Here is a 25,578-nt window from a genome sequence, read left to right on the forward strand (position 1 = left end):
TTCCTTAAGGTCAATCAGCCCAACCTGGGTTCTGCTTAAGCACACCGTTTGAAAGAATAATCTGATCGTTGGGTATCTGCGAAAGACCCTTTGTGGCAATGATCTTGTTGCGGCTGTATGAAACCTGAGCGGGAGATCCGCCATTCTGTACGGAACCGGCACTGGCTACAACTGCATCAGCCATCACTTCAACTCCCTGACGCAGGAGATCCCAGTAACGGATGCCTTCAAAGGCAAGTTCACGGGCACGTTCCGCCATGATGTTTTCTTTATTGACAGGGATGTCTGAAAGTCCGGCGCGCGAACGAATGCGATGCATGTAGGTTGCAGCTTGAGGCGAGCCGAGTTCGGCTGCCATCAGAAGAACGTCGGCATAGCGTATAATATTGTACGGCTGACAGTTATTGATCTGCATATCACCGGCTCCGGTAGACATATTAGCATTTTTTATGACCAGAGCTCCGTTTTCGAGCTGATAGAAAGCGATGGGTGAATATTTTTTAACGGTATATCCCGTATATTCACGCCAGTCATTATATGACGGTTTGAAGTTTGCGTCTGATCCGATGCCTTCGCCTGCAATATCAATCACGCCTGCTGTGCGGCGGGGATCGGCAGCATCATAGATGGAATTGATGAATGAGGGAATCACGGTGCATGCGCCCCAGCCGCAGTAGTAGGGAACCACGCTGAGCGGGCTACGCATACCCATCATCACCTGCCAGCGGTTGCCGTCAGCCGATCCTTCGGTAGCATATGAGGCCATCGGAGTGAAGTTCATGCTGAGCACTACCTCTGAGTTGGCATCGCCTGCGTAAGTGGAGGCTGCTTCGTTCCATCCGGCTGAGGTTGTATTGGCTACGAGCGATGATGCCGGCCAGAAGTCTTTGTATGAGTCCAGAAGTTCGTAGTTGCCGCTGGCAATGACATCTTCGACAGCTGCAAGGGCTTCCGCCTTTGTGACAACGCCTGTGGTTTCGCCGGATTCATTGGTGAAACCGGGTTCCTGTCCGTAATAGCCTGTATAATAAAGGTAGGCACGGGCAAGGATTGCCTCTGCGGCATATTTTGTGATACGGCCGAACTGTGATTTTTCAAGATTTGCATCGCCGGGAATATTGGCGATCGCATATTTGAGATCTTCGAAAATAGCAGCATAGACTTCTGCGGGATCGGCCTGACTGCGGTTTTCATTGACGGGTTCGAGAAACAGAGGTATGTTGCCCCAGAGGCGTACCATGTCAAAATAGAGCAAGGCGCGGAGAGCATGACATTCGCCCATGTAGAGACCGCGGTTCGAGTCTTTGTCTTTCCACTTGATCTGATCTTCACGGGTTATAAGCTCATTGCAGCGGTAGACTCCCTGATAGTACATTTTCCAGTCCTGTGCATACATCTGGAGATCGGCGGGCGATTCGCTCTGGTCAAAACGGTCGATGACCTGATAGTTGCGGGCATCGGAGTTGCCTGTGCCTCCGTAGCATTCATCGCCCATGACGGTGGAGGCTACGTAGAAGCCTATGCCGGGAGCGGTTGAAGTCTGACGCCAGCCGTTGTAGCAGCCGATCAGCGCGCGCCATGCATCGGCTTCGGTCTTATAGAAATTGTTGGTGTTGGAATTTGTCATCGAATTTACATCGAGGAAGCTTTCTGAGCATGAGCTCATGCCGAGCAGCCCGACAACACCGAGTGCGAGTATGTTGACTTTAAATTTATTCATTTGTATAGATCTAAACTTTATAAGAAAGTGAATTTAGAACGCGAGGTTCACACCGAAGAGGAATGTGCGCGGACGCGGATAGTAGCCGAGGTCTACGCCTGATACCCATGCCTGGGTGCCATAACCGATTTCCGGGTCCATTCCGTCATATTTGGTGAATGTGTAGAGGTTCTGTACCTGGAAGTAGAGGCGGGCGTTGCTGCACCATTTCTGCTTCATGAGGGGAGCGAAGTTGTAGCCGAAGGTGAGGTTCGAGAGACGGAGGAAATCGCCATCCTGCACATAGAGGTCGGAGAACTGCCAGTTGATGTTCTGGTTGGTCACACGCGGAATTTTATTGGATGTTCCTTCGCCTGTCCAGCGGCCGAGGATACGGGTGGTGTAGTTGGCCTGCTGACTGTCCCAGCTGCGGTAGCTCTGCACGATCTTCTGACCGGCGGCACCTGTGGCGACAAGGCCGAGATCGAAGTTCTTGTAGTAGAGATTGATGTTGAAGCCGTAGGTGAACTTGGGCATGCCATTGCCGAGGTTGACTTTGTCATTGTCATTGATGACACCGTCGCGGTTGATGTCGACAAAGATCACGTCGCCGGGCTGCACATTGTCCTGTAGCACACCGTTGCCGGCCTGAAGCCACTGGTTGATCTGTTCCTGGTTCTGGAAGATGCCTGCGGTCTTGAAGCCCCAGAAGTATCCTATTGGATTGCCGTTTTCAGCACGGTAGAATTCAGGGGTATTGTTGTAGAGTTCATTGACATTGCCGTGAATGATACCGTCCTGGTTGGGGATCGAGCCGACTTTGTTTTTGTTGAACGCGCCGTTGACACCTACACTGTAGGAGAAGTCGCGGCCGATTACGTCGGTCCAGGTGAGATTGAATTCGACACCGGTGTTTTTCACGTTACCACCGTTGATGAATGGAGCGTCAGTACCTGCGGTGGCAAGAATCGGAGCCACAACGAGCCAGTCTTTTGTGTTTTTGAGGTAGAAGTCAAATGCTACGGCAAGACGGCTGTTAAAGAGGCGGGCGTCAAAACCGAAGTCGGTCTGCTCGGAAGTTTCCCAGGTGATGTCGAGGTTGCCGAGACGTTCGGGGTATGCGCCCCAGTTGTCAGCCCAGGTGGAGTTGTATTCACCGTTGTAGACACCGTTTGGTCCCATGTACTGTCCGAAGAAGTAGTTGGCGTAGAGGTTTTTGATCGGTGAGAGATACTGGTAGTTGTCGATATTCTGATTACCTACGCGGCCCCAGCTTGCACGGATTTTGAGGAAGTCGAGCCATGAGCGGGTAGATTCCATGAATTTTTCGTTGGAGATGTTCCAGCCTGCCGAAACAGAGGGGAAGGTGCCGAAGCGGTGGCCACGGGCAAACTTCGAAGAGCCGTCGCGGCGCACGGTGGCGTTGATCATGTATTTTTCTTTCCAGTTCCAGCCAATACGTCCGAAGTAGCTGACCGAACGAGACTCGTCATGAGGATAGCCTGCGGCGTTGAGGCCGTCGGCAGTAGAGGCAGCTGTGCCGTTGCTGATCCATGCGTGGCTCCAGTCATCGAAGCCTTCTTTGAGATGGCTCTGCTTGGCTTCAAGATAAGAACCTGAGTAACGGTAGCTTTCCATACCGATGAGAGCGTTGAAATGGTGGTCTTTGATGTCCCAGTCGTAGGTAGCGGTGTTGGTCCAGGTCATGCCGAGAGAGTTGGTCTTGTTCTGGGCTACTTTGGTGTAGGAGTGGGAGGTGTCAGTCGAGGTGAACTGGAAGACCGGCTCGAAGCTGCGGTATTCGGAAGCACCGTAGACAGCGCCGAACACGGTGCGCACCTTGAGATTCTTGATCGGTTCGATCTGGGCGTAGACATTTCCTGAGAAAGTGGCGCTCTTGTTGTCGTTCTTAAGCAGCATCATGTTGCCATAGGGGTTGCCGTCGCCCTTGTTCCAGTCGGAATTGACGGTTGAGTTGAAATCGCCGTCGGCATTATATATAGGTGCGAGCGGAGATGTGTAGAACGCGCCGCGGAGGGTGTTGTTATACTGGTTGCCCACGCCGATGCCGATTGAGTTGACGTAAACGAAGCTTGCCTGTTCGCCGACAGTGATGATGCCGTCAAAGAGTTTATGGTCTGAATTGATACGGAAGTTGTAGCGGGAGTAGTCCGAAGCATCTTTGCCACCTACGATACCTTCCTGATTGATATAGCCGAGAGACATGGCATAGGTTGAATTTACCGAGCCGCCTGTCACACCGAGAGTGTAGCTCTGAGTCTTGGCGTTGTCCTTGAACATTGCATCCATCCAGTCGGTGTCATAGACCGAAACAGGGTTGCCATCGGCATCACGGCGCCAGATGCTGCTGATCGACGACCAGTCATAGGGAGCGAGACCGCTGTTGATCTGCTGTTCGTCCATGATAGTCATATATTCCTGAGCGTTGAGCATCTTGGCTTTGCGGGGAGCCGACTGCCAGCCGTAGTAGCCGTCGAAAGTGACTTTGGCTTTGCCTTCACGGCCCTGGCGGGTGGTGATGAGCACAACGCCGTTGGCTGCCTGCGCGCCATAGATGGCTGCCGAGGCAGCGTCTTTCAGCACGTCGATGCTTTCGATGTCGGCAGGGTTCAGAGTAGAGATGTCACCGCCGATACCGTCAATGAGGTAAAGAGGCTGAGCATTGCCTGTTGTTCCAAGACCGCGGATTGTCACTTTCATGGCTGCTCCGGGCTGTCCTGACTCACTGGCGATGTTTACGCCTGGGAGCTGGCCCTGCATAGCCTGCAGTGGAGAAGTGGTGTTCATCTTGGCGATGTCATCACCCTTGATCTGTGCGGTAGCTCCGGTGACAAGTTTCTTTTTCTGGACGCCGTAGCCCACGACTACGACTTCGTCAAGTACTTCGGAGTCTTCTACGAGAGCAACATCCATGCGTTCTGACGTCACTTTGATTTCGCGGGTTGTGAAACCTACATAGGAGAATACGAGAGTGGCGCCTTCGTCGGCCTTAAGGGTATAGTTGCCGTCAATGTCCGTCGATGTGCCTTGCGACGAGCCCTTGATGAGGACACTGACTCCGACAAGCGGTTCACCGTCGGAAGCCTGGGTGACTGTACCTGATACAGTCAGAGGAGCGGCCGATGCGGTCATTCCGGCCAGAAGGCAGAATGCCAGCAGGGCAGTCCGGAAGAGACGCAGAGACTTGCATCGTTCCAAATTGTTTTTTCCCATTAGATGAATAGATTTAGTTTTACTGGTTAGTCTTGCTGATTTTGTTATTCTCTCTTTGTGTGCGGCCGCGCTCGGCCTATAAATATATTGTATGTCAGGCAAAGTGCTGTATGCAGGTTTGAAGCAATTGCAGAACTTTGTTTTTAAGGTAAGAAGATAGTGCGATAGTCTAATAAAAGTAAGCAAATGTAAAGATTGCTTTCGTAATCACCAATTTTTTACCCTCATTATATGGGATAAAAACTGTTCTATCCGGGAGTTATTTGTTAACTTTATTAGCTTAAAATGTTTTAACCGATAATATTCACGACTAACATTCAACACTTTACATCATTGACGCAAATGTTACTCCACCACCCGCAATCGCAGTGGATTTGGATATTTCATGAAAATCATTTTACTTTGTGAATGTAAATACTCCTTAAATGTTAACGCCATGCGTTTACCCTTACTCATAAGCCTGACTCTTTGTTTCCTCTTCGGCTCCGCCCAGGAGTTCATGCTGAAACATCTTGACACATCCAACGGTCTTGCAAACAACAAAATAAATGCCTTTTACCGTGACTCAGACGGCTTTCTATGGGTCGGGACATCTTCAGGGCTCTGCCGTTACAACGGCTATGGCTTCAAGATCTACCTTCCTGCCGTCGAAGACTCCGTCATGATTTCCTATGACGAAGACATCACCGACATACAGGAAGACAGAAAAGGACGTCTGTGGGTCCGCTCCGGGAAAACATATCTCATCTATGATCCGGTTTCAGACTGCCTGTCGACCGACCTCTCGCCTATTCTTAAGGAATACAATATGCAGTCTGCACCTTCACAGATCCATTTCGACAGCGGCAAAAATGCATGGATTCACATCAACAATGAAGGACTCTACCGGATCAAATCCGGATCAGGCAAAGCCGAGCTGCTGAAAGACAAAAGCTTTGCCGGAGACGAGATCACAGACATTGTCTCCATCCCTGACGAAGTCATGACCATCGACAACCACGGCGTCATAAAATTCATCTCCCCTCAATCAATGCTTGTAACCCGCACCGACTCTCTCATAGCGGTGAACACCGACCCAAGCACTACTTTTGTCTACACCATCGTGCCTGACAACGATGGCCTGGCCTGGATCTTCAGCAATGAAAAATTGTGGCTCTACGACACCCGCAGCCACACCTGGGCCAATCACCTTCTCCCCGATGACAGAAATCAAAAAGTTGTCAAGACGTTTATGCACGACAGCTCCGGAATCCGCTGGATAGCACGCGACCATAACGGCCTCGAAAAAGTGGTGCGCGAAAACGACCGCTTCCGCTTCATTCCGGTAACCACATCGGTAAGCTCAGGCATACGCAACACCGTCACCGCTCTTTATGACGACAACGCCGGATCACTATGGATCGGAACATATAAAAAAGGTATATATTATCACAATGAAAGCGCAAACAAATTCAAACTGATACCATTCCCTGATGTCAACTGCCTGTATCCATCGCTGATCGACGGCTCGGTATGGATCGGCACCGATGCCGCTGGTATTATAAAATGGAATCCGCAGACCAACAGCCGCACCCCGATCCCCTACCTTACTGACAACGGCTCGCACCCGGCAATCACCACCATGCTAGAACTGCCCGACGGCACACTCTATTTCGGATCCTTTGCACGCGGCCTGCGCCGATGCCGCAACGGAAAAATAGAGACTCTGAGCACAGGAACAACCCTTGACAACGCCTACACCTGGGCGCTGGCCAAAGCCCCTGACGGCAAAATCTGGATCGGAACCCTCGGTCACGGACTCTACAGATTCGATCCGAAATCGCTCGAAGTGAAATCATACAACATGTCCAATTCCGATCTGTTTTCGGACTATATCCTTGATATCGCGCGCGATGGCGAAGGTGAGAGGCGCATCTACATCGCCACCTCCTCAGGTGTCGCCGTATTCGACCCCATAAAAGAAAAATTCTCCAGCATCCCCCTCCTTGACGGACTTAAGATCAACGACCTGCTCCACGACACCCGCGATCTGCTATGGGTAGCCTCAACCCGCGGACTGCACATCTATGACCCTCATAGAGAACGGATAATCCCGCTAAAAACTTCTCCAGACAAGGCCACTCCGGATTTCATTCTCGGCCTGCAGATCGACAACAACGGAAACGTCTGGGCCAGCGAAGGCGGCAATCTCGTAAAATTCAATGTCAGATACAATGACAAAACCGGAGAATTCTCATACACCACACACCGCTATGACTCAGCTGACGGCCTGCAGAACTGCGACTTCAACCAGCGCTCCTTCGGCCGTCTCCCTTCGGGACAGATATTCATAGGCAGCCTTTACGGTCTCAATGAATTCAACCCTGACAGCATCCGTCACAACCGCGCACTTCCAAACGTAATGTTCTCAGACATCAGTGTCGGATCAAAAACCATCAGAGTCGGAGAGAATGTCAAAGGTCATGTATTGCTGAAATCATCGCCGAATCATGGCGGCACACTTGAACTCTGGCCTGACAACTCATCATTTTCAGTAACATTTGCGACTGACAACTACATATTCCCAGAAAAAACCACCTATCAGCACAAGCTTGAAGGCCTTGATGACGAATGGATGACCACACCACCCGGAGTCCACATGGCAAGCTACACCAATCTGGCTCCCGGCACCTACAGGCTGCTTGTAAAAGCCGTCAACAATGACGGTTACGAAAGTGTAAGCGCCGCAGAACTGACCATCATAATGCACCCGCCATTCTGGCTGTCGGTATGGGCCAAACTACTGTATGCCCTTATACTGTGCCTGCTTGTCTACGCATTTATACGCCACATCAAACTGCGCGAACGCCGCCGCTTCAACGAGAAGCGTAAAGAAGACGCTCTCGTCAAGCAAGAGGAAATCAACCAGCTGAAATTCAAGTTCTACACAAACGTCAGCCACGAACTCCGCACTCCGCTGACACTGATAGTCTCCCCTCTCGAAAGCATGATCAAGGAAGCAACAGACGAAAAACAGCTCAAACGTCTGACCCTCATGCGTAACAACGCCATGCGTCTGCTCCTGCTTGTAAACCAGCTTCTTGATTTCAGGAAAAATGAAGTCACAGGCCTGTCGCTACAGCTGTCTGAGGGCGAAATCGTAGGCTTTGTGCGCGGAGTCTGCCATTCTTTCGCCAACCTCTCCGAACGTAAAAACATACGCCTCACATTCACCTCCTCCACTCCCGAACTGAATGCCATGTTTGATGAAGACAAACTCTATAAATCAATCATGAACCTCCTGTCCAACGCATTCAAATTTACCCCGGAAGGAGGAGAGGTAAAAACCGAACTGTCAACCACCCCGACTTCAGTCATCATCAAAGTCTCAGACACAGGCATAGGCATCAGCGACAGCGACAAGCCTCATGTGTTTGACCGTTTCTTCCAGGCTGACAATGCCAAAAACGACAGTTCAATGACCGGAAACGGCATCGGACTAAGCATGGTAAACGAGTATATCAAGCTCCACAACGGCACCATCGAGATCTCTGACAATCCGGGAGGAGGAACAATATTCACAATCAGCATTCCACTCATAAAGCAGACCCCGCTCGCTGAAACAACCCCGCCTGTCAGCGAAACCGTCTCTCTCCCTGACACCGAAATCCTTGAGGCACAGACAGAACAGCCATCTGTTGAAAAACAAGATGATCCGGCAGCATCTGACAAACCGACAGCCTTAGTGGTCGATGACAGCCACGACATGATCGAATTCCTGCGCGATGGCCTCGGCCATGACTTCCACGTCATGACAGCACCTGACGGAGCCACCGCACTCCGGCTACTCGAATCAATCAGACCGGCAATCGTACTGACTGACCTTATGATGCCCGGAATCGACGGCCTCGAACTCTGCCGCAAGCTCAAGTCCAACCAGGATCTAGCCTCAACACCGGTCATCATCCTGACAGCCAAACACGACATCGGCGCCAAAGTCGAAGGTCTGACCACCGGAGCCGACGATTACATAACCAAGCCCTTCAACATCGATCTGCTACTGCTGAAGATGAAAAAACTCATCTCGCTCTCCCATCGCGGAAACGGGCGCTCGCTCATCAACCCCGAACCTGACACCATCAAAATCACACCTCTTGATGAAAAAATGGTGGAAAAAGCCATCAAATATGTCGTGACAAACATCAAACGACCCGATCTGTCGGTTGAAGAACTCAGCAGCCACCTCGGCATGAGCCGCGTGCACCTATATAAAAAGCTAAAGGCCACTACCGGCAAGACTCCGGTTGAATTCATCCGCCTGATCCGCCTGAAACGAGGGGCACAGATGCTGCGCGAGAGCCAGTTGAACGTCTCGGAAATTGCCTTCCAGCTCGGCTATAACAATCCAAAATACTTCAGCAAATATTTCAAGGAAGAATTTGGCGTTCTGCCTTCTGTTTATCAGGATAAAGAGGGCAAAGCAACAAATTATCACGTATAAGTTAACATTTTCACCCCGTCTAAAATCATTCCGACCACAGAGGGTCAACATAGATTTCGGTTTATACCGATTGTTATTTATAATTTTGCATAGTCACGGATCGGAGAACCGTACCTCCATCTGCGGCTATGCTTATTTATTTATTCATTACTCCATCTTCTTCCCTTAAAACTGAAAATATCTAATTCATACATGAAATCAAGAACTATAACCGCTTCATTATTAACGGCCATGCTGCTCGCCTCGTGCGCGGCCGGCAGATATGAAAAATCAGAGCGTGGGATCACAGTCAACATCGCTGCCGAGACAGAAAATTCAGTCCGCAAGGTAAGGCTGCAGGTGATTGACGACAAGATCATCCGCGTATCGGCGACTCCCGACAAAAAATTTTCATCAGACACAAGCCTTGTGGTCATTCCTCCCAGGGCCAATGTCGAATACACCATCGCGGAAACAGACTCGACCGTATCGCTTTCAACCTCTCAGTTGACCGCTACAGTATCTTTTTCAACCGGCGATGTCAAATTCTATAACAAAGACGGCCGCCTGATCGTTGCCGAAGCCGACGGCGGGCGTGAATTCTCCCCAATCGAAGTCGAAGGCACCAAAGGCTACACCGTACGCCAGGTATTCGAATCTCTTGACAAGGAAGAAGGCATCTACGGCCTCGGACAACACCAGAGCGACGAGTTCAACTATAAAGGTAAAAACGAAGAACTTTTCCAGTATAATACCAAAGTCTCAGTGCCATTCATTGTCTCCACTGACAACTACGGCATTCTCTGGGATAGCTATTCGCTCTGCCGCTTCGGAAATCCGGAACCATACAAACAACTCGGCCAGGTTTTCAAACTCTACGATAAAGACGGCAAGGAAGGCGCTCTGACAGGAACCTATGTACCCGCCAAAGCCGAAGAACCGACCATCGTGCAGCGCGAAGACTCAATCTACTTCGAACACCTCATCCGCAAAGAACTCAAACATGTAGTGAATCTGCCTCAGGATTTCAACTATCAGGGCTCTCACGTGACCTATGAAGGAGAAATCGAACCCTCAGAAAGCGGTGAATTCAAATTCATCCTCTACTATTCAGGCTACATGTCAGTATTCATTGACGGCAAAGAAGTTGTCCCCGAACGCTGGCGCACCGCCTGGAACCCCAACTCCTACAAATTCTCCGTCAACCTCGAAGCCGGCAAACGTGTTCCCGTAAAAATCCAGTGGGAACCCAACGGCGCCGTAGCCTATTGCGGCCTCAGAGTCTACTCTCCCGTTGATGACAAAGAACAGATGCAGATGAGCTGGTGGGGCGAAATGCAAAGCCAGATAGACTACTACTTCATCTATGGCGAAGACATGGACGATGTGATCCACGGCTACCGCACCCTCACAGGCAAAGCTCCCATGATGGCCAAATGGGTCATGGGCTACTGGCAGAGCCGCGAGAAATACAACACATCAGATGAAGTGCTCTCGACTTTCGCAGAATTCCGCCGCCGCGGCATTCCCATCGACAACATAGTTATCGACTGGCTCCACTGGAAGCAGGATTCATGGGGTAGCCACGAATTTGATCCCGAACGCTTCCCCGATCCCAAAGGCATGGTCGACTCGATCCACAACATGAACGGACGTGTGATGATCTCCGTATGGCCAAAATTCTATGTAACTACCGAACACTACAAGGAATTCGACAAAAACGGATGGATGTATCAGCTCCCAGTCAAAGACAGCATCCGCGACTGGGTAGGTCCCGGCTATCTCAGCTCATTCTATGATGCCTACAGCCCCGATGCCCGCAAACTCTTCTGGAAGCAGATCGAAGACCACTATGTGCCCGTCGGAATGGATGCCTGGTGGATGGACGCATCCGAACCCAACATACGAGACTGTACCGACCTTCAGTATCGCAAGGACCTTATCACCCCGACCGCACTCGGCCCCTCTACAAAATACTTCAACGCTTACGGTCTGATGAACGCCGACGCCATCTATAACGGACAGCGTGGCATCAACGACAACCGCGTCTTCCTTCTCACCCGCTCCGGTTTCGCCGGACAGCAGCGCTATTCAACAGCAACCTGGAGCGGTGACATCGCCACCCGCTGGGAAGACATGAAAGCCCAGATCTCAGCAGGCCTTAACTTTGCCGCCTCCGGCATACCCTGGTGGAGCATGGACATCGGCGGATTCTGCGTTGAAGACCGCTTTGTGGCCGCCGCTGCCGAATTCGACAAAACCGGCCGTGAAACACCCGACATGAAAGAATGGCGTGAGCTCAACACCCGCTGGTATCAGTTCGGAGCATTCGCACCCATGTTCCGCGCCCACGGCCAGTGGCCCTACCGCGAAATCTTCAACATCGCTCCTGAAAACCATCCCGCCTACAAGTCTGTGGTCTACTACACCAACCTGCGTTACGACCTGATGCCCTACATCTATTCACTCGCAGCCAAGACCCATTTCGATGACTACACCATCATGCGCCCGATGGTAATGGACTTCACCGCCGACAAGGCAACCCGCAACATCGGCGACCAGTACATGTTCGGTCCCTCGCTGCTCGTAGCTCCCGTCTACACCTACGGCGCCACTTCGCGCGAAGTCTACTTCCCCGAAGGAGCTGACTGGTATGACTTCTACACCGGCAAGGAGATCAACGGCGGCCAGACTCTCAAAGTCGCAGCCCCCTACGAACGCATCCCCCTCTTTGTGCGCTCAGGCTCTATCATCCCCTTCGGTCCGGCCATGCAGTGGTCTGCTGAAAAACCGGCTGACATGATCAATCTCTACGTCTATGCCGGAGAAGACGGCAAATTCGTCCTTTATGAAGACGAAAACACCAACTACAACTACGAGAAGGGCCAGTATGCCATGATCCCATTCTCCTGGAACGACGAAACCTCAACCCTCACTATCGGCAAGCGCGCAGGCCAGTATCCCGGCATGCTCCGCAACCGCAAGTTCAACATCATCAAGGTGTCTGAGAAAACACCCGTCGGCTATGGCCGTGACAAGAAAGGTGTGGTTGTGGCCTACAACGGAGAGGCTAAAAATGTAAAACTTTAAAGTACCACTATAAGTGCTCTACAAGCCCAACACACAATAGATCATGTTATCTAAGGTAAATTTGATTGTATTGGCATGCCTCGCCCTCTTCGGCGGGGCGGCCATTTTTTCGGCTTCAGCAGCCGATCCACGGGCTGAAAGCTTCAACGATGGCTGGAAATTCAGTCTCGGCGATGCTCTTGAAATGGCATCGCCGGACTACGATGATTCCAACTGGCGGAATCTCTCGCTCCCGCACGACTGGGCCATCGAAGGCGACTTCAACATTGACAACCCGTCCGGAACCGGCGGTGGCGCTCTGCCCGGCGGCATCGGATGGTATCGCAAATCATTCACCATCTCTCCTGCTCAGCAAGGCAAAAAGACGTTCATCGACTTTGACGGAGCCTACATGAACTCCACCGTCTTCATCAACGGACATGAACTCGGCACACGTCCTTACGGCTACGCATCGTTCAGCTATGATCTCACCCCTTATCTCAAAACTGACGGCGAAAACGTGATAGCTGTGCGTGTCGACAACGCCGAACAACCAAACTCGCGCTGGTATAGCGGTTGCGGCATCTACCGCAACGTCTGGCTCCGCTCGCTCAATGAAATACACATTCCGCTCTGGGGACAGCAGATAAGCGCCGACGTGACAGACAGTATCGCGGCGGTGACAATCCGCACCGACATTGTCAGCAATGCCCGGAAAACCAGAAATATCAGCATCTATACCGCTCTGATTGATGCCGCCGGAAAAATGATCGGCAAAACCGAGCCGCGGACTGTGCGTCTCAGCCGGAAAAACGCATCTGCGGAGGTCACAGCAAAACTCGATCTGAGAACCCCCCATCTCTGGTCAACAGAAGATCCATATCTCTACACCCTCGCCACTTTCATCTCCGATGCCAAGACCGGCGAACTGCTTGACACATATCTTCAGACCACCGGGTTCAGATATTTTAACTTCGACCCCAAGACAGGCTTCTCTCTCAACGGAAAAGCTATGAAGATCAATGGAGTCTGTATGCACCACGACCTCGGAGCTCTCGGAGCGGCCGTCAATACCCGCGCCATAGAGCGCCAGTTCGAAATTCTTAAAGAGATGGGAGTCAACGCCTACAGAGCCTCACACAATCCTCCCGCCCCGGAAGTGCTTGATCTGTGCGACCGCATGGGTATCCTTGTCATGGACGAGACCTTTGACATGTGGCGCAAGAAAAAGACATCTCATGACTATGCGCGTTACTTCCCTGACTGGCATGAGAGAGATCTGACCGATCTTATAGTCCGCGACAGAAACCACCCGTCTGTCATAATCTACAGCATCGGAAACGAAGTGCTCGAACAGTGGAGTTCCGCCAAAGCCGACACCCTCACTCTCGAACAGGCCAACCTCATCCTCAACTTCGGCCACGGAAAAGAAAACCTCGCCAAAGAGGGTGAAAACCTCAGCGTCAACTCACTTCTCACAAAGAAACTTGCCGGAATGGTCAAGGATCTCGATCCGTCACGTCCGGTCACCGCCGGCTGCAACGAACCTGATCCCGGCAACCACCTGTTCCGCTCAGGTGCGCTTGACATCATCGGCTACAACTACCATGACAACTGGTTTGACTCCGTCCCCGGCTGGTTCCCTGACAAACCATTCATCATCAGCGAAAGCGTCTCCGCACTGATGACTCGCGGCTACTACCGAATGCCCTCAGACAGTATGTACATCTGGCCCAAGCGGTGGGATATCGAATTCCGCGACAGCACATTCTCCTGTTCTTCATATGACAACTGCCACGCGCCCTGGGGCAATACCCATGAAGGCACACTCGGCCATGTGGACTCAAAAGACTTCATCGCCGGTCAGTTCATCTGGACCGGATTCGACTACCTCGGAGAGCCGACACCCTTCGGCTGGCCGGCCCGCAGTTCCTACTTCGGCATTGTAGACCTTGCCGGCATCCCGAAGGACATATATTATATGTATCAGTCGCAGTGGCGCCCAGACAAGACTGTGCTTCACCTCTTCCCTCACTGGAACTGGCAGCCGGGACAGGAAATTGACATGTGGGCCTACTACAACAATGCCGATGAAGTCGAACTCTTCATCAACGGTGAGTCGCAAGGCATCCGCAAACCCGAACCGGGGAAATATCACGCCTCATGGCGTGTCAGCTTCCAGCCCGGCTCAGTAAAGGCTGTCAGCCGCAAAGACGGCCGCACCGTGGCCACCCGTGAAATCCGTACCGCCGGTTCTCCTTACCGCATCCGCCTTACACCTGACCGGCAATCAATCAAAGCCGACGGCAAAGACCTCAGCTATGTCCTCGTGGAAATCCTCGACAAAGACGGCAACCTCTGCCCCTGGGCCGAAAACCAGGTGACATTCGACGTCAAAGGTGCCGGCTTCAATGCCGGAGTCGATAACGGCTCTCCCATCTCGCTCGAGCACTTCAAGGACAACAAGCGCAAGGCCTTCTATGGCAAAGCCATGCTCATAGTGCAGAACAATGGCTCCGAAGGCCCGGTAAGCGTCACCGCCACATCACCTGATCTGAAACCTTTCACCACTACCATAAATTCATTCTGAAAAACAAATGATTCTGAGAAATTCACTGTTCACTTTCGCAGTAGCCGCCTCTTTTGTCAATGCAGGGGCAGCTATTCCTGTCTATCAAGATGAAACCAGGCCTCTGGACGAACGTGTGGAAGACGCTCTTTCACGCATGACTCTTCAGGAAAAAGTAAATATGATCCACGCCCAGGGCAAATTCTCCTCTGCCGGTGTGCCGCGCCTCGGCATACCAGACCTCTGGATGAGCGACGGACCTCACGGTGTGCGCGCCGAAATAAACTGGAACGACTGGGGCTACTCAAACCGCACCAACGACTCCATAACAGCCTTCCCGGCACTCACTGCCCTGGCCGCCACATGGAATCCGGATCTTTCATTCGCCTATGGCAACGCGCTCGGCGAAGAAGCCCTGTATCGCGAAAAAGACGTGATGCTCGGCCCCGGTGTCAACATCTACCGCACTCCGCTCAACGGCCGTAACTTTGAATACATGGGAGAAGACCCCTATCTCGCTTCCGTGCTCGTGGTCCCCTACATCAAAGGCATGCAGCAGAACGGCGTTGCGGCAAGCGTCAAGCACTTCGCCCTCAACAATCAGGAACTATGGCGCGGCCACATTGATGTCAACCTCTCAGACCGTGCACTCCACGAAATCTATCTTCCGGCGTTCAAAAGCGCCGTCATCGACGGTGACAGCTGGACCATCATGGGCTCCTACAACAAAATCCGCGGCCAGCACGCCTGCCACAACGAAATGCTCCTCAACAAGATTCTCAAAGACGACTGGGGCTACAAAGGTGTGGTTGTCACAGACTGGGGCGGCGCACATGACACCCGTGAAGCAGCTCTCTACGGTCTCGACCTTGAGATGGGATCCTACACAAACGGCCTGACTTCAGAGTCAGAGTTCACAACCGATGACTACTATCTTGCCAACCCCTACATCGAGATGCTCCAGAAAGGAGAAGTGCCGATGGAGACAATCGATGACAAGGCGCGCCGTATGCTCCGCCTTAACTTCCTGACTGCCATGAAGCGTGACAAGCCCTTCGGCTCTGTAGCTACCGACGAGCACTATGCCGTAGCAGAGCAGATCGGCAACGAAGGCATCGTCCTGCTGAAAAACGCTCCTGTCGGCAAGAAAGGCCCGAAACTCCTCCCGCTCAACCCCGATGTGAAATCAATCCTTGTGGTAGGCGACAATGCCACCCGCGACCTCATGAAAGGCGGAGGCTCCAGCGAACTCAAAGTCAAAGACAACTTTACTCCGCTTGACGGCCTCCGTGCTATCTACGGCGATAAAGTCAGATATGCACAGGGCTATCGCGCAGGCCGCCCGATGTATGCTCATGTCGAAGACATTCCCCAGGCCGTGCAAGACTCTCTGCGTGCCCAGGCTGTAGCTATGGCCAAAGATGCAGATGTGGTCATATTTATCGGCGGACTCAACAAGAACCACCAGCAGGACTGCGAAGCCGGCGACCGCCAGGAATACGGTCTGCCATTCGGACAGCCTCAGCTCATAAAGGAACTCAGCGCCGCCAATCCCGACCTCGTGGTAGTGCTCCTCTCAGGCAACGCCGTTGAAATGCCGTGGGAAAAAGAAGTGCCCGCAATCATCCAGGGCTGGTATCTCGGCTCAATGGCCGGACGCTCGCTTGCCAACGTCATCAGCGGCAAGGTAAGCCCCTCAGGCAAACTCCCATTCTCATTCCCTGCACGTCTTGAAGACAACGGCGCCCACAGCTTCGGAGCCATCGCCTATCCCGGCGACTCTATCCGCGAGGAATACCTTGAAGACATCCTTGTAGGCTACCGCTGGCACGACACCAAGAAAATCCCCGCCTTCTACCCCTTCGGCCACGGTCTGAGCTACACTGATTTCAAATACGGCAAAGCATCGGCTTCAGCCAAGACAATCAGCGGCGACCAGAGCCTGACCATAACAGTTCCGGTCAGCAACACCGGCTCTGTTGAAGGCAAAGAAGTGGTCCAGCTCTACATCGGCGATGAATCAGCCTCTGTGCTCCGTCCGCTCAAGGAACTCAAAGGATTCGAAAAGATTTCTCTGAAACCGGGCGAAGAAAAAGCCGTCACCTTCACCGTCAAACCCGATGATCTGAAATTCTACGACGACAAAACCGGAAGCTGGCGCGCCGAACCCGGCAAATTCAAAGCCTATATCGGATCTTCGTCTGCTGACATCCGTGCAACAGTTCCCTTCGAACTGAAATGACCTCAGCAAAGTCAGCCATTACGCAATCACTCTTGGAAAATAGATTTAATCTAATGCTTCCTGCACCGCCGCAGGGTTAAACACTCAAGAGCTTTCCCGACACAGTTTTCAGACCGCAATCCACACCGGCGGCATCTGAAAACTGTGTCTATTTTTTGCGCCTAAACCTTGACTGCGTGAATAGCGTTTAAAACATATAGATAAGAGGTTGTTTAAAAATAAACTCTAAATATCCGGGAGGCTCTGTGAATCACAGGCCTTTCATTCACGTCAATCAACTGTTCAACAAAATGTTAGCTCTTATACCCTCAAACCAGGTGGCCGGATGGCTGCTCATCCATATCCACAGGCTGCTGGATCTCATCGGTCTGGAAAAAGACAAAACCGCTGAAGAAGTGATCTACATCATCATCGTGGCCGGAATAGCCATCTGTCTCGGCTGGATCATACGTACTCTGATACTCCTTGCCGTAAGAAAATTCGTAATGCTGCGTCACAACACACTCGGCAAGGAACTCGTGCAGCACAAAGTGCTGATACACTGCAGCCACATAATCCCTCCGCTGGTAATGCTCCCGCTGCTGCCATTCGCATTTACCGAAGACTCGCTGCTGCGCACCGTCGTGTTCAGAATTCTGCTTGTCTACACCACCATTGTGGTCTGCCGGGCCATCTGCTCGGTAACATCTTTCGTCTGGCTGCGTTTCGATGAAACCCGCAACAGCAAAAACCTGCCCATCAAAGGCATCCTCGACACCATTATCGGCATCCTATGGTTCATAGCCCTGATAATCAGTGTGGCCATAATTGTCAACAAATCGCCGGCCAACCTCCTCACTGGCCTCGGAGCTTTCGCGGCGGTACTGATGCTTGTGTTCAAAGACAGCATTCTCGGACTCGTGGCCGGACTGCAACTCTCGCAGAACGACATGCTGCGTGTAGGCGACTGGATCGTAGTGCCGTCCACAATCGCCAACGGCATTGTGACAGACGTCTCTCTGACCGCCGTCAAAGTGCAGAATTTCGACAACACCATTGTGACCCTCCCGCCCTACACACTCATATCTACCTCCTTCCAGAACTGGCGCGGAATGGCTGACAGCGGCTGCCGGCGCATAGCCCGCTCTGTGATCATCGACTCCGACACCATCACGGCCACTACACCTGAAATGGTCGATGCCATCTCGGCCAGATACCCTATCATCAAAGCCTACATCAGCCACCTCCGTGACCTCGGCCATCCCGACTACAATCCGGGCATAGCCGTTGTCAACGGCACCGACTCTACAAACCTCGGACTTTTCCGGGCCTATCTGTGCCAGTGGCTGCTCAACAACCCCGCAATTGTCAGCGACCAGCAGATACTCGTCCGCGTGATGGACCCTACAGGCGAAGGCATCCCGCTTCAGATCTACTGCTTCACCGCCACCACCAAATGGACCGCCTATGAAGCCATACAGAGCGCCGTGATCGAACACGTTGCCGTCACAGCCCAGAACTTCGGACTGCGTCTATTCAACGATCCCTCAGGCACAGACGTCACAACCGTCAATCTCGTCCGTCAGCAGCAGTCAGCAGATCCGGCACCGGCATCACAGAAGTGATCCACAGCCCATGCCACAAACAACATCGGAAGCACCTCCGTCATGGAGGTGCTTCCGATGTTGTTTTGTCACAATCCGTCACTCTTCAGCGACGGCACTGCGGTCTGTCAGACAGCCTTGCCGTCTTTGAGCACAACCGGTAGAGCCTTGGGATTGACTGCTCCGGCCGCATCGGTAGGCAGAGCTTTAAGCAGCACGAAGAATTCCGGAATCATATATGACGGCAGATATTGTGCCATACGGTTTTTCACCCATGACAGGCGGAACGAACGGCTCTTCGGAACCACATAAGCCACAAGATAGGCCGCACCCTGCTCATCTACATAGTGGACCACCACGCAGTCATCCACTTCATCGCTCTTCTTCATGGCACGTTCCACCTCGCCGGTGACAACCCTCTTTCCGAGTATGTTGACCTCACTGTCCTTGTGGCGCAGATAAGCGTAATTTCCATCGGGAAGCTGACGGCCTATATCGCCGGTGCGAAACACTCGCCTGCCATCGCTGATCACGGCAAACGGTTGAAGATCGCCGCGATGGTCACCGGTATAATAGTCGGCCAGACCGTCACCTATGAGACAGATCTCACCTTCAGCCCCCGGAGCTACCTCCCGCAGGTCATCATCGAGAATCATCACATCTGTGCCGTTCATCGGCTTGCCGATAGGGAAAGATCCGTCAGGAAGCACACTGTCCGGTGTGCAACAACAGCAAGTGACACTCACTGTGGCCTCAGCCGGCCCATAGGTATTGTAGACCGTCACCTGTTCGAGCAGATGACTGACAGAGGCGGCGTGGAGCACATCGCCTCCGCTGATGAGCAGACGCACTGTCATCGGCAAAGCCTCCAGATTGTCAAGCTCCATCATCAGATAAGGGAATCCGCTGATGACGGTGACATACTGACTGTCTATAAACCTCACAAGAGCTTCAAGATTATTGCGTGTAGAGGCCGACGGTATGGCAAGAGCGGCACCGTTGAGGAGCGCACCGAACACCTCCTGAATAAAGATGTTCATGATGCAGGCCGAGAACTGTAGCAGAATATCGTCACCGCTTATATTATATGTGCGCCTGAAAGCCTCGGCGAAATGAATGACCTGACTGTTGCCCACGGCCACTCCGAGCGGAAAACCGTCAGGTGTGGAAGTGTACATTATATATGCCGGGCGGTTGGCCTGCGAACGGTCAGGCAGCGGGTGGAGCGCCGGATCAATGAAGACCTCGCTGGTAATGATCAGACGGGTGAAGTCTCTGACAAGCCCGGCATACTTTTCCTGCGTGATCACAAAGTCCACGCCGTTCTCAATGAGAAATGTGGTCAGACGTTCGGGCGGAAAATCCGGTTCGACAGCCACAAAAGCGGCGCCTGATTTTATGACGGCAAGGATGGACCCTATCATCTCCACACTGTGATCCATCACAATCCCGACTCGCGCCGGAATGAAAGAGGGAAAACGTGAAATCAGGCTGTCGACCAAACGGTCAAGACCTGCATAATTGACACAGGAGCGTTCGTCGATGACTGCAGGATGATCCGGGTCATTTTTGACGAGCTCTTTGAAGCGTGAGTAAATCGTCGATTCCATAATATTACATCCTTTTGTTATACATATAAAAAACTGTAACCACCTTATAATATGACGGTTGATACATGAATAACGGTCTGATCCCGCAATAAGTTTATGCCGGATCTGTTAAAAGGATGTGATTATATGCAAAGGAAATCCTAAAGCGTCATTCTATCCCGAAAACGCCTCTTATGGCCTCACGGATAGTCGAAGCCGGATCTCGATTTTCTTTCAGGATCGAGAGTATGGCCCTGATATATGTGTCTTTGTCATCGCGGCGCAGACCGCATGCCCGCGCCACATGGCTCTCCGAAATCATGGTCTTGCGGTTGTAGACCTTGAGCACTGCCGCATAATCGCCCTGCGCCACATAGCGGCGGAAATCACGGCAGTATTCCTCGTAGATGCCACGCGGATTGATTGACTGGCAGAGGTCATTGATATGCTCTTCAAGCTTGCCGATGTTGGCGAAGCGCCCGTCGATACGGTGCTCCACGGTCTTTTTGACCTGATGGCGTGTGTGCATCAGCGCCTGCTGCCGCAGATCTGTTTCAAACAGGCGCATGATCGACTTTTTGACCTTCGCGAAAGCCTCGTTCTGATCACGGTGGAAATGTCTTGCCACAGCCTTGATCACGGCTTCAAGCATAAAGATATTCTCTATCTCGGCAACTTCCGGCACAAGGATTTTCTTCCCGCGCAGATAGTTGACTTCCGCCTCGTTGCGGCGATCGCGGTCCACAATGCCGAATGCGTCGAGATTATGAAAGGCCCGCAGACTGTTGAATGTTCTGGTCGACTCGATCACCCGGTCGCATCCGCCGAGCGATTTCACGGTATATTCCTCGAAAATGAGCGGATACAGCTTGGCATCTATCGAATTAACGCCATCACCTTCAATGAAAAGCACCGGCTTGCGCGCTCCAAGAATGGCAAGATACACCTCATCGTTAAGTCCGTCAGCCGATGTCATGATATCATAGTCCCACTGCTCCAGCGAGGGAGCGCAGCTCTTGACCCATACGGTCACACCGTCACCACGGGTAGAGGCAAAGGACAGATCATGGGTGATGTAGACAAACGAGCAGTCACGCCTCATCTCCTCGATGCGGTCCCACAACGAACGGATCGACGACGGATGCAGCAGCATGTCAGGCGATTCGACGAATATCGTGGCTCCCTGTGGCGCGAACATCGCGGCACCTATATAATATAGCACGGCTCTTTCGCCTGCCGAAAGTTTGGACGATGAGTAGGTGTCATCCGACCTCTCGCTGCCGAAAATCATTCTGCCGCTTTCTATCAGCACTTTGTTGCCGGGGAAAACCCGCTGCCAGAGCCTCACCATACGGTCAAGCCGCGTGACGGGCATTTTGCTCTCCCTGCCACCTTTTCCACCCTTATGCTCCGAGACTTCATTACGTCTGTAATTACTGTATTTGAACGCCACAAGATTCAGCATCTCCTCGTTGAGCATCAGAGCGAGCATGCGGTCGAACTCGCCCTTTATGTCATTGCGTATGAAAGTCGATCCGCCACCTGTAGCCTCGCGGTAGAGCGAGTCAATAGATCCGGGTGTCAGATCTTCCTCATCCTTGCCATAAAGCGCTTTGAGGGCTGACATTCTGAACGCTGCCGCACCGAGATCTGCCATCATCCGGTTGGCAAAGCGGGTTTTTCCGGATCCGTTGGCTCCGATGATGATCAACTGGCGGTTTTCTGACGTATCGACTTCAAGTGGCCGACCGGAAATGCGGGGAGGAAGAGTAAGTTTCATAACCTATGTCATAGCACGGCTTTTATGCACGCCGCTATATCAATAACAAATATACGCATTGTTTAGGTAATAATCAAAACTCCAGACTAAATATCACACCCGGAGCCACGGCAATGGCATCGCGACCCTGACCCGCACAGCCCGCAGGGACCTGCAGAGCCGCCGGACTGACGCTGAGCCGATACTTCTCACTCAGTCCGCGCCCGCCATAGATGCGGTCTGCGAGAAAATAGCCCAGCTCGGTCATAGCCACCCCTGTAAGTGCTCCTGCGGCCACATCCAACGCCGAGTGGCGTCTTACTGCTATACGTTCTATGGCTATCCCAGCCGCAAAGGCATAAGCCCCGACAGGATACCATGCCGAACGCCAGCCGAACTCCCTGGCAATTACCGTAGCCCCAGCAAAGGCCCAGGCGGAATGGCCTGACGGGAAGGAGCGGCAGTCGGAACGGTCGGGACGCCGCTTCCCTGCCATATGCTTCAGAGAGTAGACAGTTCCGGCCATCAGTATCACCGAGAAGCCTTGCGAAACCGCGAGGCGGCCCCAGCTGGAACGCGAGGGCTGTCCGCAGAGTTTCATAGCCTCCGGGAAAACCATCGGAAGATATTGCAGACAATCAATCTCTGTGTCTTTCGCTTTGCTGACCAGACGCGAACCACGGTCTGCGGCCACGGCATTGCACACGGCCAGCCACACGGATATTATGACCAATCCGATTTTCTTCAATTTATACACTATTTTTTATTATTCCACTAATTAGAAGTTGCTTGATAACAACCTCATTATCCAGCGAGATCCGAAAATGACTGCCTGACATTTCAGACCGAACGCTGGTATTCCGACGGAGAAAATCCGGTCAGATGCTTGAAATACTTCCCGAAAGAAGACTGGTTCGGAAAGTTTAGCTCATAGCTTACCTGCTGGATATTCTTCCCTGAGAAACGCAGCAGATTCTTGGCTTCAAGTATCACGTAGTCATCAATGATTTCAGCAGCCGAACGCCCAAGAGTCTCCTTGATGATCAGCGAAAGGTATTTCGGAGATATAAAAAGTTTGTCGGCATAGAAAGCTACCGTCCGCTCGCTGCGGTGATACTCATGCACCAGCTGTATGAACTCGTGCACATAAGTCATTCTCCTCGACTTAGGCCGGTCACCGGAGTCTGCCGGAATCCTGCGGCTGACAATCTGTATCAGCTGATAAGTCAGCGCCGCTATCACACACCTGGCTATTGACTTGCCGTAGGTGCTGTCTGTATCATGAATACTATGCGTGTTATGGTTCAGTATCTCGAAATAGGCTCTCAGCAGAGTGGCTTCCTCAGGCAGAATCGTTATGACCGGATTCTCCTTAAGCCCTCTCTCGCCCATAGGCGCCAAAGATCCGAGGATGTTCAGATCAAAGTTGATGTCACGGATAAAATCACTTGACACAAAGAGCATATAGCAATCCAGGCCGGACCAGTCGATATTCTTGACCTCGATAAAAGACCCCGGCCGCGTCACTCCTACTGAATTTGGGGTCAGGGAAGCCGGCGTCAGATTCACTTCAAAGTCAAGGCATCCGCCAAAACAGAGAAACCACGACATGCCGTCAAATCTGACCGGCCCGGTATCCGATATCAGCAACGGTGTGCGGTTCGACTCGGTCAGACGTGTGAACACATAGTCATCACTGAGATTCGAAAATTCAGTGACGAATTTTTCAAGCGATTTCAGCTGTGTCAGATTTACAGTCTTGCCCATATTAAATTTTCAAAAACGAGTAAACGGTGTTCTCACCGCAATTATCGGCAAAATTATCACTTTTAATCCAAATCAACCACCAAAGCACATCAAATTTGTCCGTTTAGAGCAAAAACATAGACCTTTTTACCAATAAGACATTTGCAATTTGGATAATTAAGCGAATGTTAGTACTTTTGCACAAATTTTCACATCTTACGCAACCATGATGGATCAGGATTTAAAAAAACAGTTGTCACAGGACCAGGACGGTCTCCTGACATATGAGTATATCGCCAACCACATAGGCCACTGCGATGAAATCATGGACGAGTTGGTCGACAATATGATTCTCGTCGATTCTACCGGCCAGTTTGTTGTATCAGCCGCCCGCTATCTCTATGCCATTGACGGGAAGCACTACTCCGATGTGATCTCCCGCCTCATAGCCACCGCGATAGAGAAAGACCGCGAACGCCGCTATCTGCCTGACCTGATAACCTCTATCTGGGGAGCCGACTATCAGTCACGCGCTGAAGAGCTGAACGCGACTGATGACAACTTCCGGCGCATCTACAAGCGCATCACCCCGACAGAAAATATCTGAAAGCACTCCTCAAAACAGACCTGAGGCCGCGATCTTTGAACCAGGCCGCAGGAGCAAAACCGCAGTGACAGGCGGCAATAATTCATGAAATACATTCTACCGATAGTCATAGCTCTCGTCCTGGGCATAGGCCTGAGAGCGCATAATCCGAACACTGAAATGAACGATCTCCAGACCAATCCGGGCGATGTCAAAGTACTGCTCCACACAACGATGGGCGACATCACCCTTCTGCTCTACGGCGACACGCCTCTCCACACCGCAAACTTCGTCAAACTCGTCAACGAAGGCTTCTATGACGGCCTCCTGTTCCACCGCGTCATTGACAGTTTCATGATCCAGGGGGGCGACCCGACCTCAAAAGATGCACCGAAAGGCAAACATCTCGGAGCCGGCGACCCATCATACAGAATTGACGCAGAGATCGACTTCCCCAAGCACTTCCACCACCGCGGAGCGCTTGCCGCTGCCCGCGAAGGCGATGCCACAAACCCTGAGCGCAAATCATCAGGCTCACAATTCTACATTGTCACCGGCAAGAAATTCTCGCCCGCCCAGCTTGACCAGATGGAACACAAAGCCGTGATGCGCCACAAACAGGAAGTGTTTGACAGCCTCTCGATGCAGCACCGCGACAGCATCATGGCCATGCGCCGCAACCGCGACCAGGCCGGACTGGAAGCTCTGCGCGAGCAGCTGGCAGTGGAGACCGAACGGCTCACCGCCAATGACTCGACCTACTTCACCCCCGAACAGCGCGACCTTTATATGCGTGAAGGCGGCACACCGCATCTCGACGGCGCCTACACAGTGTTCGGCCGCGTCATTTCGGGCATGGACACCGTCGACAAAATCCAAAAGGTTGAGACTGACGGCTATGACCGCCCGCTGGAAGATGTGAAGGTAATTTCTGCCAAGATACTCCCTTGACATTTTTTTACCTTTCAGACAGAACTATTCTCGCATTTAAACCCTACCTTTGCATCAGGAAGCAGCTTTCGGAAAAATAACTTTCTTAATAA

General features: G+C 52.1%; 13 protein-coding genes. 7 read left to right on the forward strand and 6 right to left on the reverse strand.

What is annotated here, in order from left to right:
- Window positions 1-10 precede the first annotated feature (10 nt).
- The gene (locus C5O23_RS03850) at window positions 11-1,720 is read right to left on the reverse strand and encodes a RagB/SusD family nutrient uptake outer membrane protein (RefSeq protein ID WP_107031648.1); all 1,710 of its coding nucleotides are present in this window, start codon (window positions 1,718-1,720) and stop codon (window positions 11-13) included.
- A gap of 33 nt (window positions 1,721-1,753) precedes the next feature.
- Window positions 1,754-4,933, reverse strand: coding sequence for a SusC/RagA family TonB-linked outer membrane protein (locus C5O23_RS03855; protein ID WP_107031649.1), 3,180 nt, complete (start codon window positions 4,931-4,933; stop codon window positions 1,754-1,756).
- 436 nt (window positions 4,934-5,369) lie between these two features.
- On the opposite strand from C5O23_RS03855, the gene C5O23_RS03860 reads away from it, so the two are divergent.
- The 5 genes from C5O23_RS03860 (at window position 5,370) to C5O23_RS03880 (ending at window position 18,876) form a co-directional block, all read left to right on the forward strand.
- Window positions 5,370-9,413 (forward strand): hybrid sensor histidine kinase/response regulator transcription factor, encoded by a 4,044-nt coding sequence (locus C5O23_RS03860; RefSeq protein WP_161553548.1) that lies wholly within the window; start codon window positions 5,370-5,372, stop codon window positions 9,411-9,413.
- Between the two features lie 192 nt (window positions 9,414-9,605).
- Window positions 9,606-12,482: a TIM-barrel domain-containing protein gene (locus C5O23_RS03865; protein ID WP_107031651.1), complete on the forward strand. Its 2,877-nt coding sequence runs from the start codon at window positions 9,606-9,608 to the stop codon at window positions 12,480-12,482.
- Between the two features lie 43 nt (window positions 12,483-12,525).
- On the forward strand, window positions 12,526-15,051 hold the full coding sequence (locus tag C5O23_RS03870; protein WP_107031652.1) for a glycoside hydrolase family 2 TIM barrel-domain containing protein: 2,526 nt from the start codon (window positions 12,526-12,528) through the stop codon (window positions 15,049-15,051).
- Window positions 15,052-15,058: 7 nt separating this feature from the next.
- Complete coding sequence (locus C5O23_RS03875) at window positions 15,059-17,272, forward strand: glycoside hydrolase family 3 C-terminal domain-containing protein (protein WP_107031653.1); 2,214 nt, start codon at window positions 15,059-15,061, stop codon at window positions 17,270-17,272.
- A 290-nt stretch (window positions 17,273-17,562) separates the two neighbouring features.
- Window positions 17,563-18,876 carry a mechanosensitive ion channel domain-containing protein gene (locus tag C5O23_RS03880; protein ID WP_107031654.1) on the forward strand — a complete coding sequence of 438 codons (1,314 nt, stop codon included), beginning with the start codon at window positions 17,563-17,565 and terminating at the stop codon, window positions 18,874-18,876.
- Window positions 18,877-18,983: 107 nt separating this feature from the next.
- Here C5O23_RS03880 and C5O23_RS03885 read toward each other — a convergent pair whose 3' ends face one another.
- The 4 genes from C5O23_RS03885 to C5O23_RS03900 all read right to left on the reverse strand — a co-directional run bounded on the left by C5O23_RS03885 (window position 18,984) and on the right by C5O23_RS03900 (window position 23,970).
- Window positions 18,984-20,465: an AMP-binding protein gene (locus tag C5O23_RS03885; RefSeq protein WP_107031655.1), complete on the reverse strand. Its 1,482-nt coding sequence runs from the start codon at window positions 20,463-20,465 to the stop codon at window positions 18,984-18,986.
- A gap of 148 nt (window positions 20,466-20,613) precedes the next feature.
- Window positions 20,614-22,224, reverse strand: coding sequence for a DUF4435 domain-containing protein (locus C5O23_RS03890; protein WP_107031656.1), 1,611 nt, complete (start codon window positions 22,222-22,224; stop codon window positions 20,614-20,616).
- Window positions 22,225-22,297: 73 nt separating this feature from the next.
- Window positions 22,298-22,951, reverse strand: a complete 654-nt coding sequence (locus tag C5O23_RS03895; protein ID WP_107031657.1) for a phosphatase PAP2 family protein — start codon at window positions 22,949-22,951, stop codon at window positions 22,298-22,300.
- Window positions 22,952-23,043: 92 nt separating this feature from the next.
- Window positions 23,044-23,970: a helix-turn-helix domain-containing protein gene (locus C5O23_RS03900; RefSeq protein WP_107031658.1), complete on the reverse strand. Its 927-nt coding sequence runs from the start codon at window positions 23,968-23,970 to the stop codon at window positions 23,044-23,046.
- Between the two features lie 232 nt (window positions 23,971-24,202).
- On the opposite strand from C5O23_RS03900, the gene C5O23_RS03905 reads away from it, so the two are divergent.
- Both C5O23_RS03905 and C5O23_RS03910 read left to right on the forward strand, forming a co-directional pair.
- Complete coding sequence (locus tag C5O23_RS03905) at window positions 24,203-24,556, forward strand: hypothetical protein (RefSeq protein ID WP_124075683.1); 354 nt, start codon at window positions 24,203-24,205, stop codon at window positions 24,554-24,556.
- 84 nt (window positions 24,557-24,640) lie between these two features.
- Complete coding sequence (locus tag C5O23_RS03910) at window positions 24,641-25,486, forward strand: peptidylprolyl isomerase (protein WP_107031660.1); 846 nt, start codon at window positions 24,641-24,643, stop codon at window positions 25,484-25,486.
- Window positions 25,487-25,578 lie beyond the last annotated feature (92 nt).

This window comes from Duncaniella muris, from assembly GCF_003024805.1.
In the GTDB taxonomy this organism is placed as follows: domain Bacteria; phylum Bacteroidota; class Bacteroidia; order Bacteroidales; family Muribaculaceae; genus Duncaniella; species Duncaniella muris.

Coding starts and splice junctions, on each gene's coding strand:
- C5O23_RS03900 (WP_107031658.1), bottom strand. CDS start 23,970: ATGGGCAAGACTGTAAATCTGACACAGCTGAAATCGCTTGAAAAATTC.
- C5O23_RS03910 (WP_107031660.1), top strand. CDS start 24,641: ATGAAATACATTCTACCGATAGTCATAGCTCTCGTCCTGGGCATAGGC.
- C5O23_RS03850 (WP_107031648.1), bottom strand. CDS start 1,720: ATGAATAAATTTAAAGTCAACATACTCGCACTCGGTGTTGTCGGGCTG.
- C5O23_RS03875 (WP_107031653.1), top strand. CDS start 15,059: ATGATTCTGAGAAATTCACTGTTCACTTTCGCAGTAGCCGCCTCTTTT.
- C5O23_RS03890 (WP_107031656.1), bottom strand. CDS start 22,224: ATGAAACTTACTCTTCCTCCCCGCATTTCCGGTCGGCCACTTGAAGTC.
- C5O23_RS03880 (WP_107031654.1), top strand. CDS start 17,563: ATGTTAGCTCTTATACCCTCAAACCAGGTGGCCGGATGGCTGCTCATC.
- C5O23_RS03870 (WP_107031652.1), top strand. CDS start 12,526: ATGTTATCTAAGGTAAATTTGATTGTATTGGCATGCCTCGCCCTCTTC.
- C5O23_RS03865 (WP_107031651.1), top strand. CDS start 9,606: ATGAAATCAAGAACTATAACCGCTTCATTATTAACGGCCATGCTGCTC.
- C5O23_RS03860 (WP_161553548.1), top strand. CDS start 5,370: ATGCGTTTACCCTTACTCATAAGCCTGACTCTTTGTTTCCTCTTCGGC.
- C5O23_RS03855 (WP_107031649.1), bottom strand. CDS start 4,933: ATGGGAAAAAACAATTTGGAACGATGCAAGTCTCTGCGTCTCTTCCGG.
- C5O23_RS03885 (WP_107031655.1), bottom strand. CDS start 20,465: ATGGAATCGACGATTTACTCACGCTTCAAAGAGCTCGTCAAAAATGAC.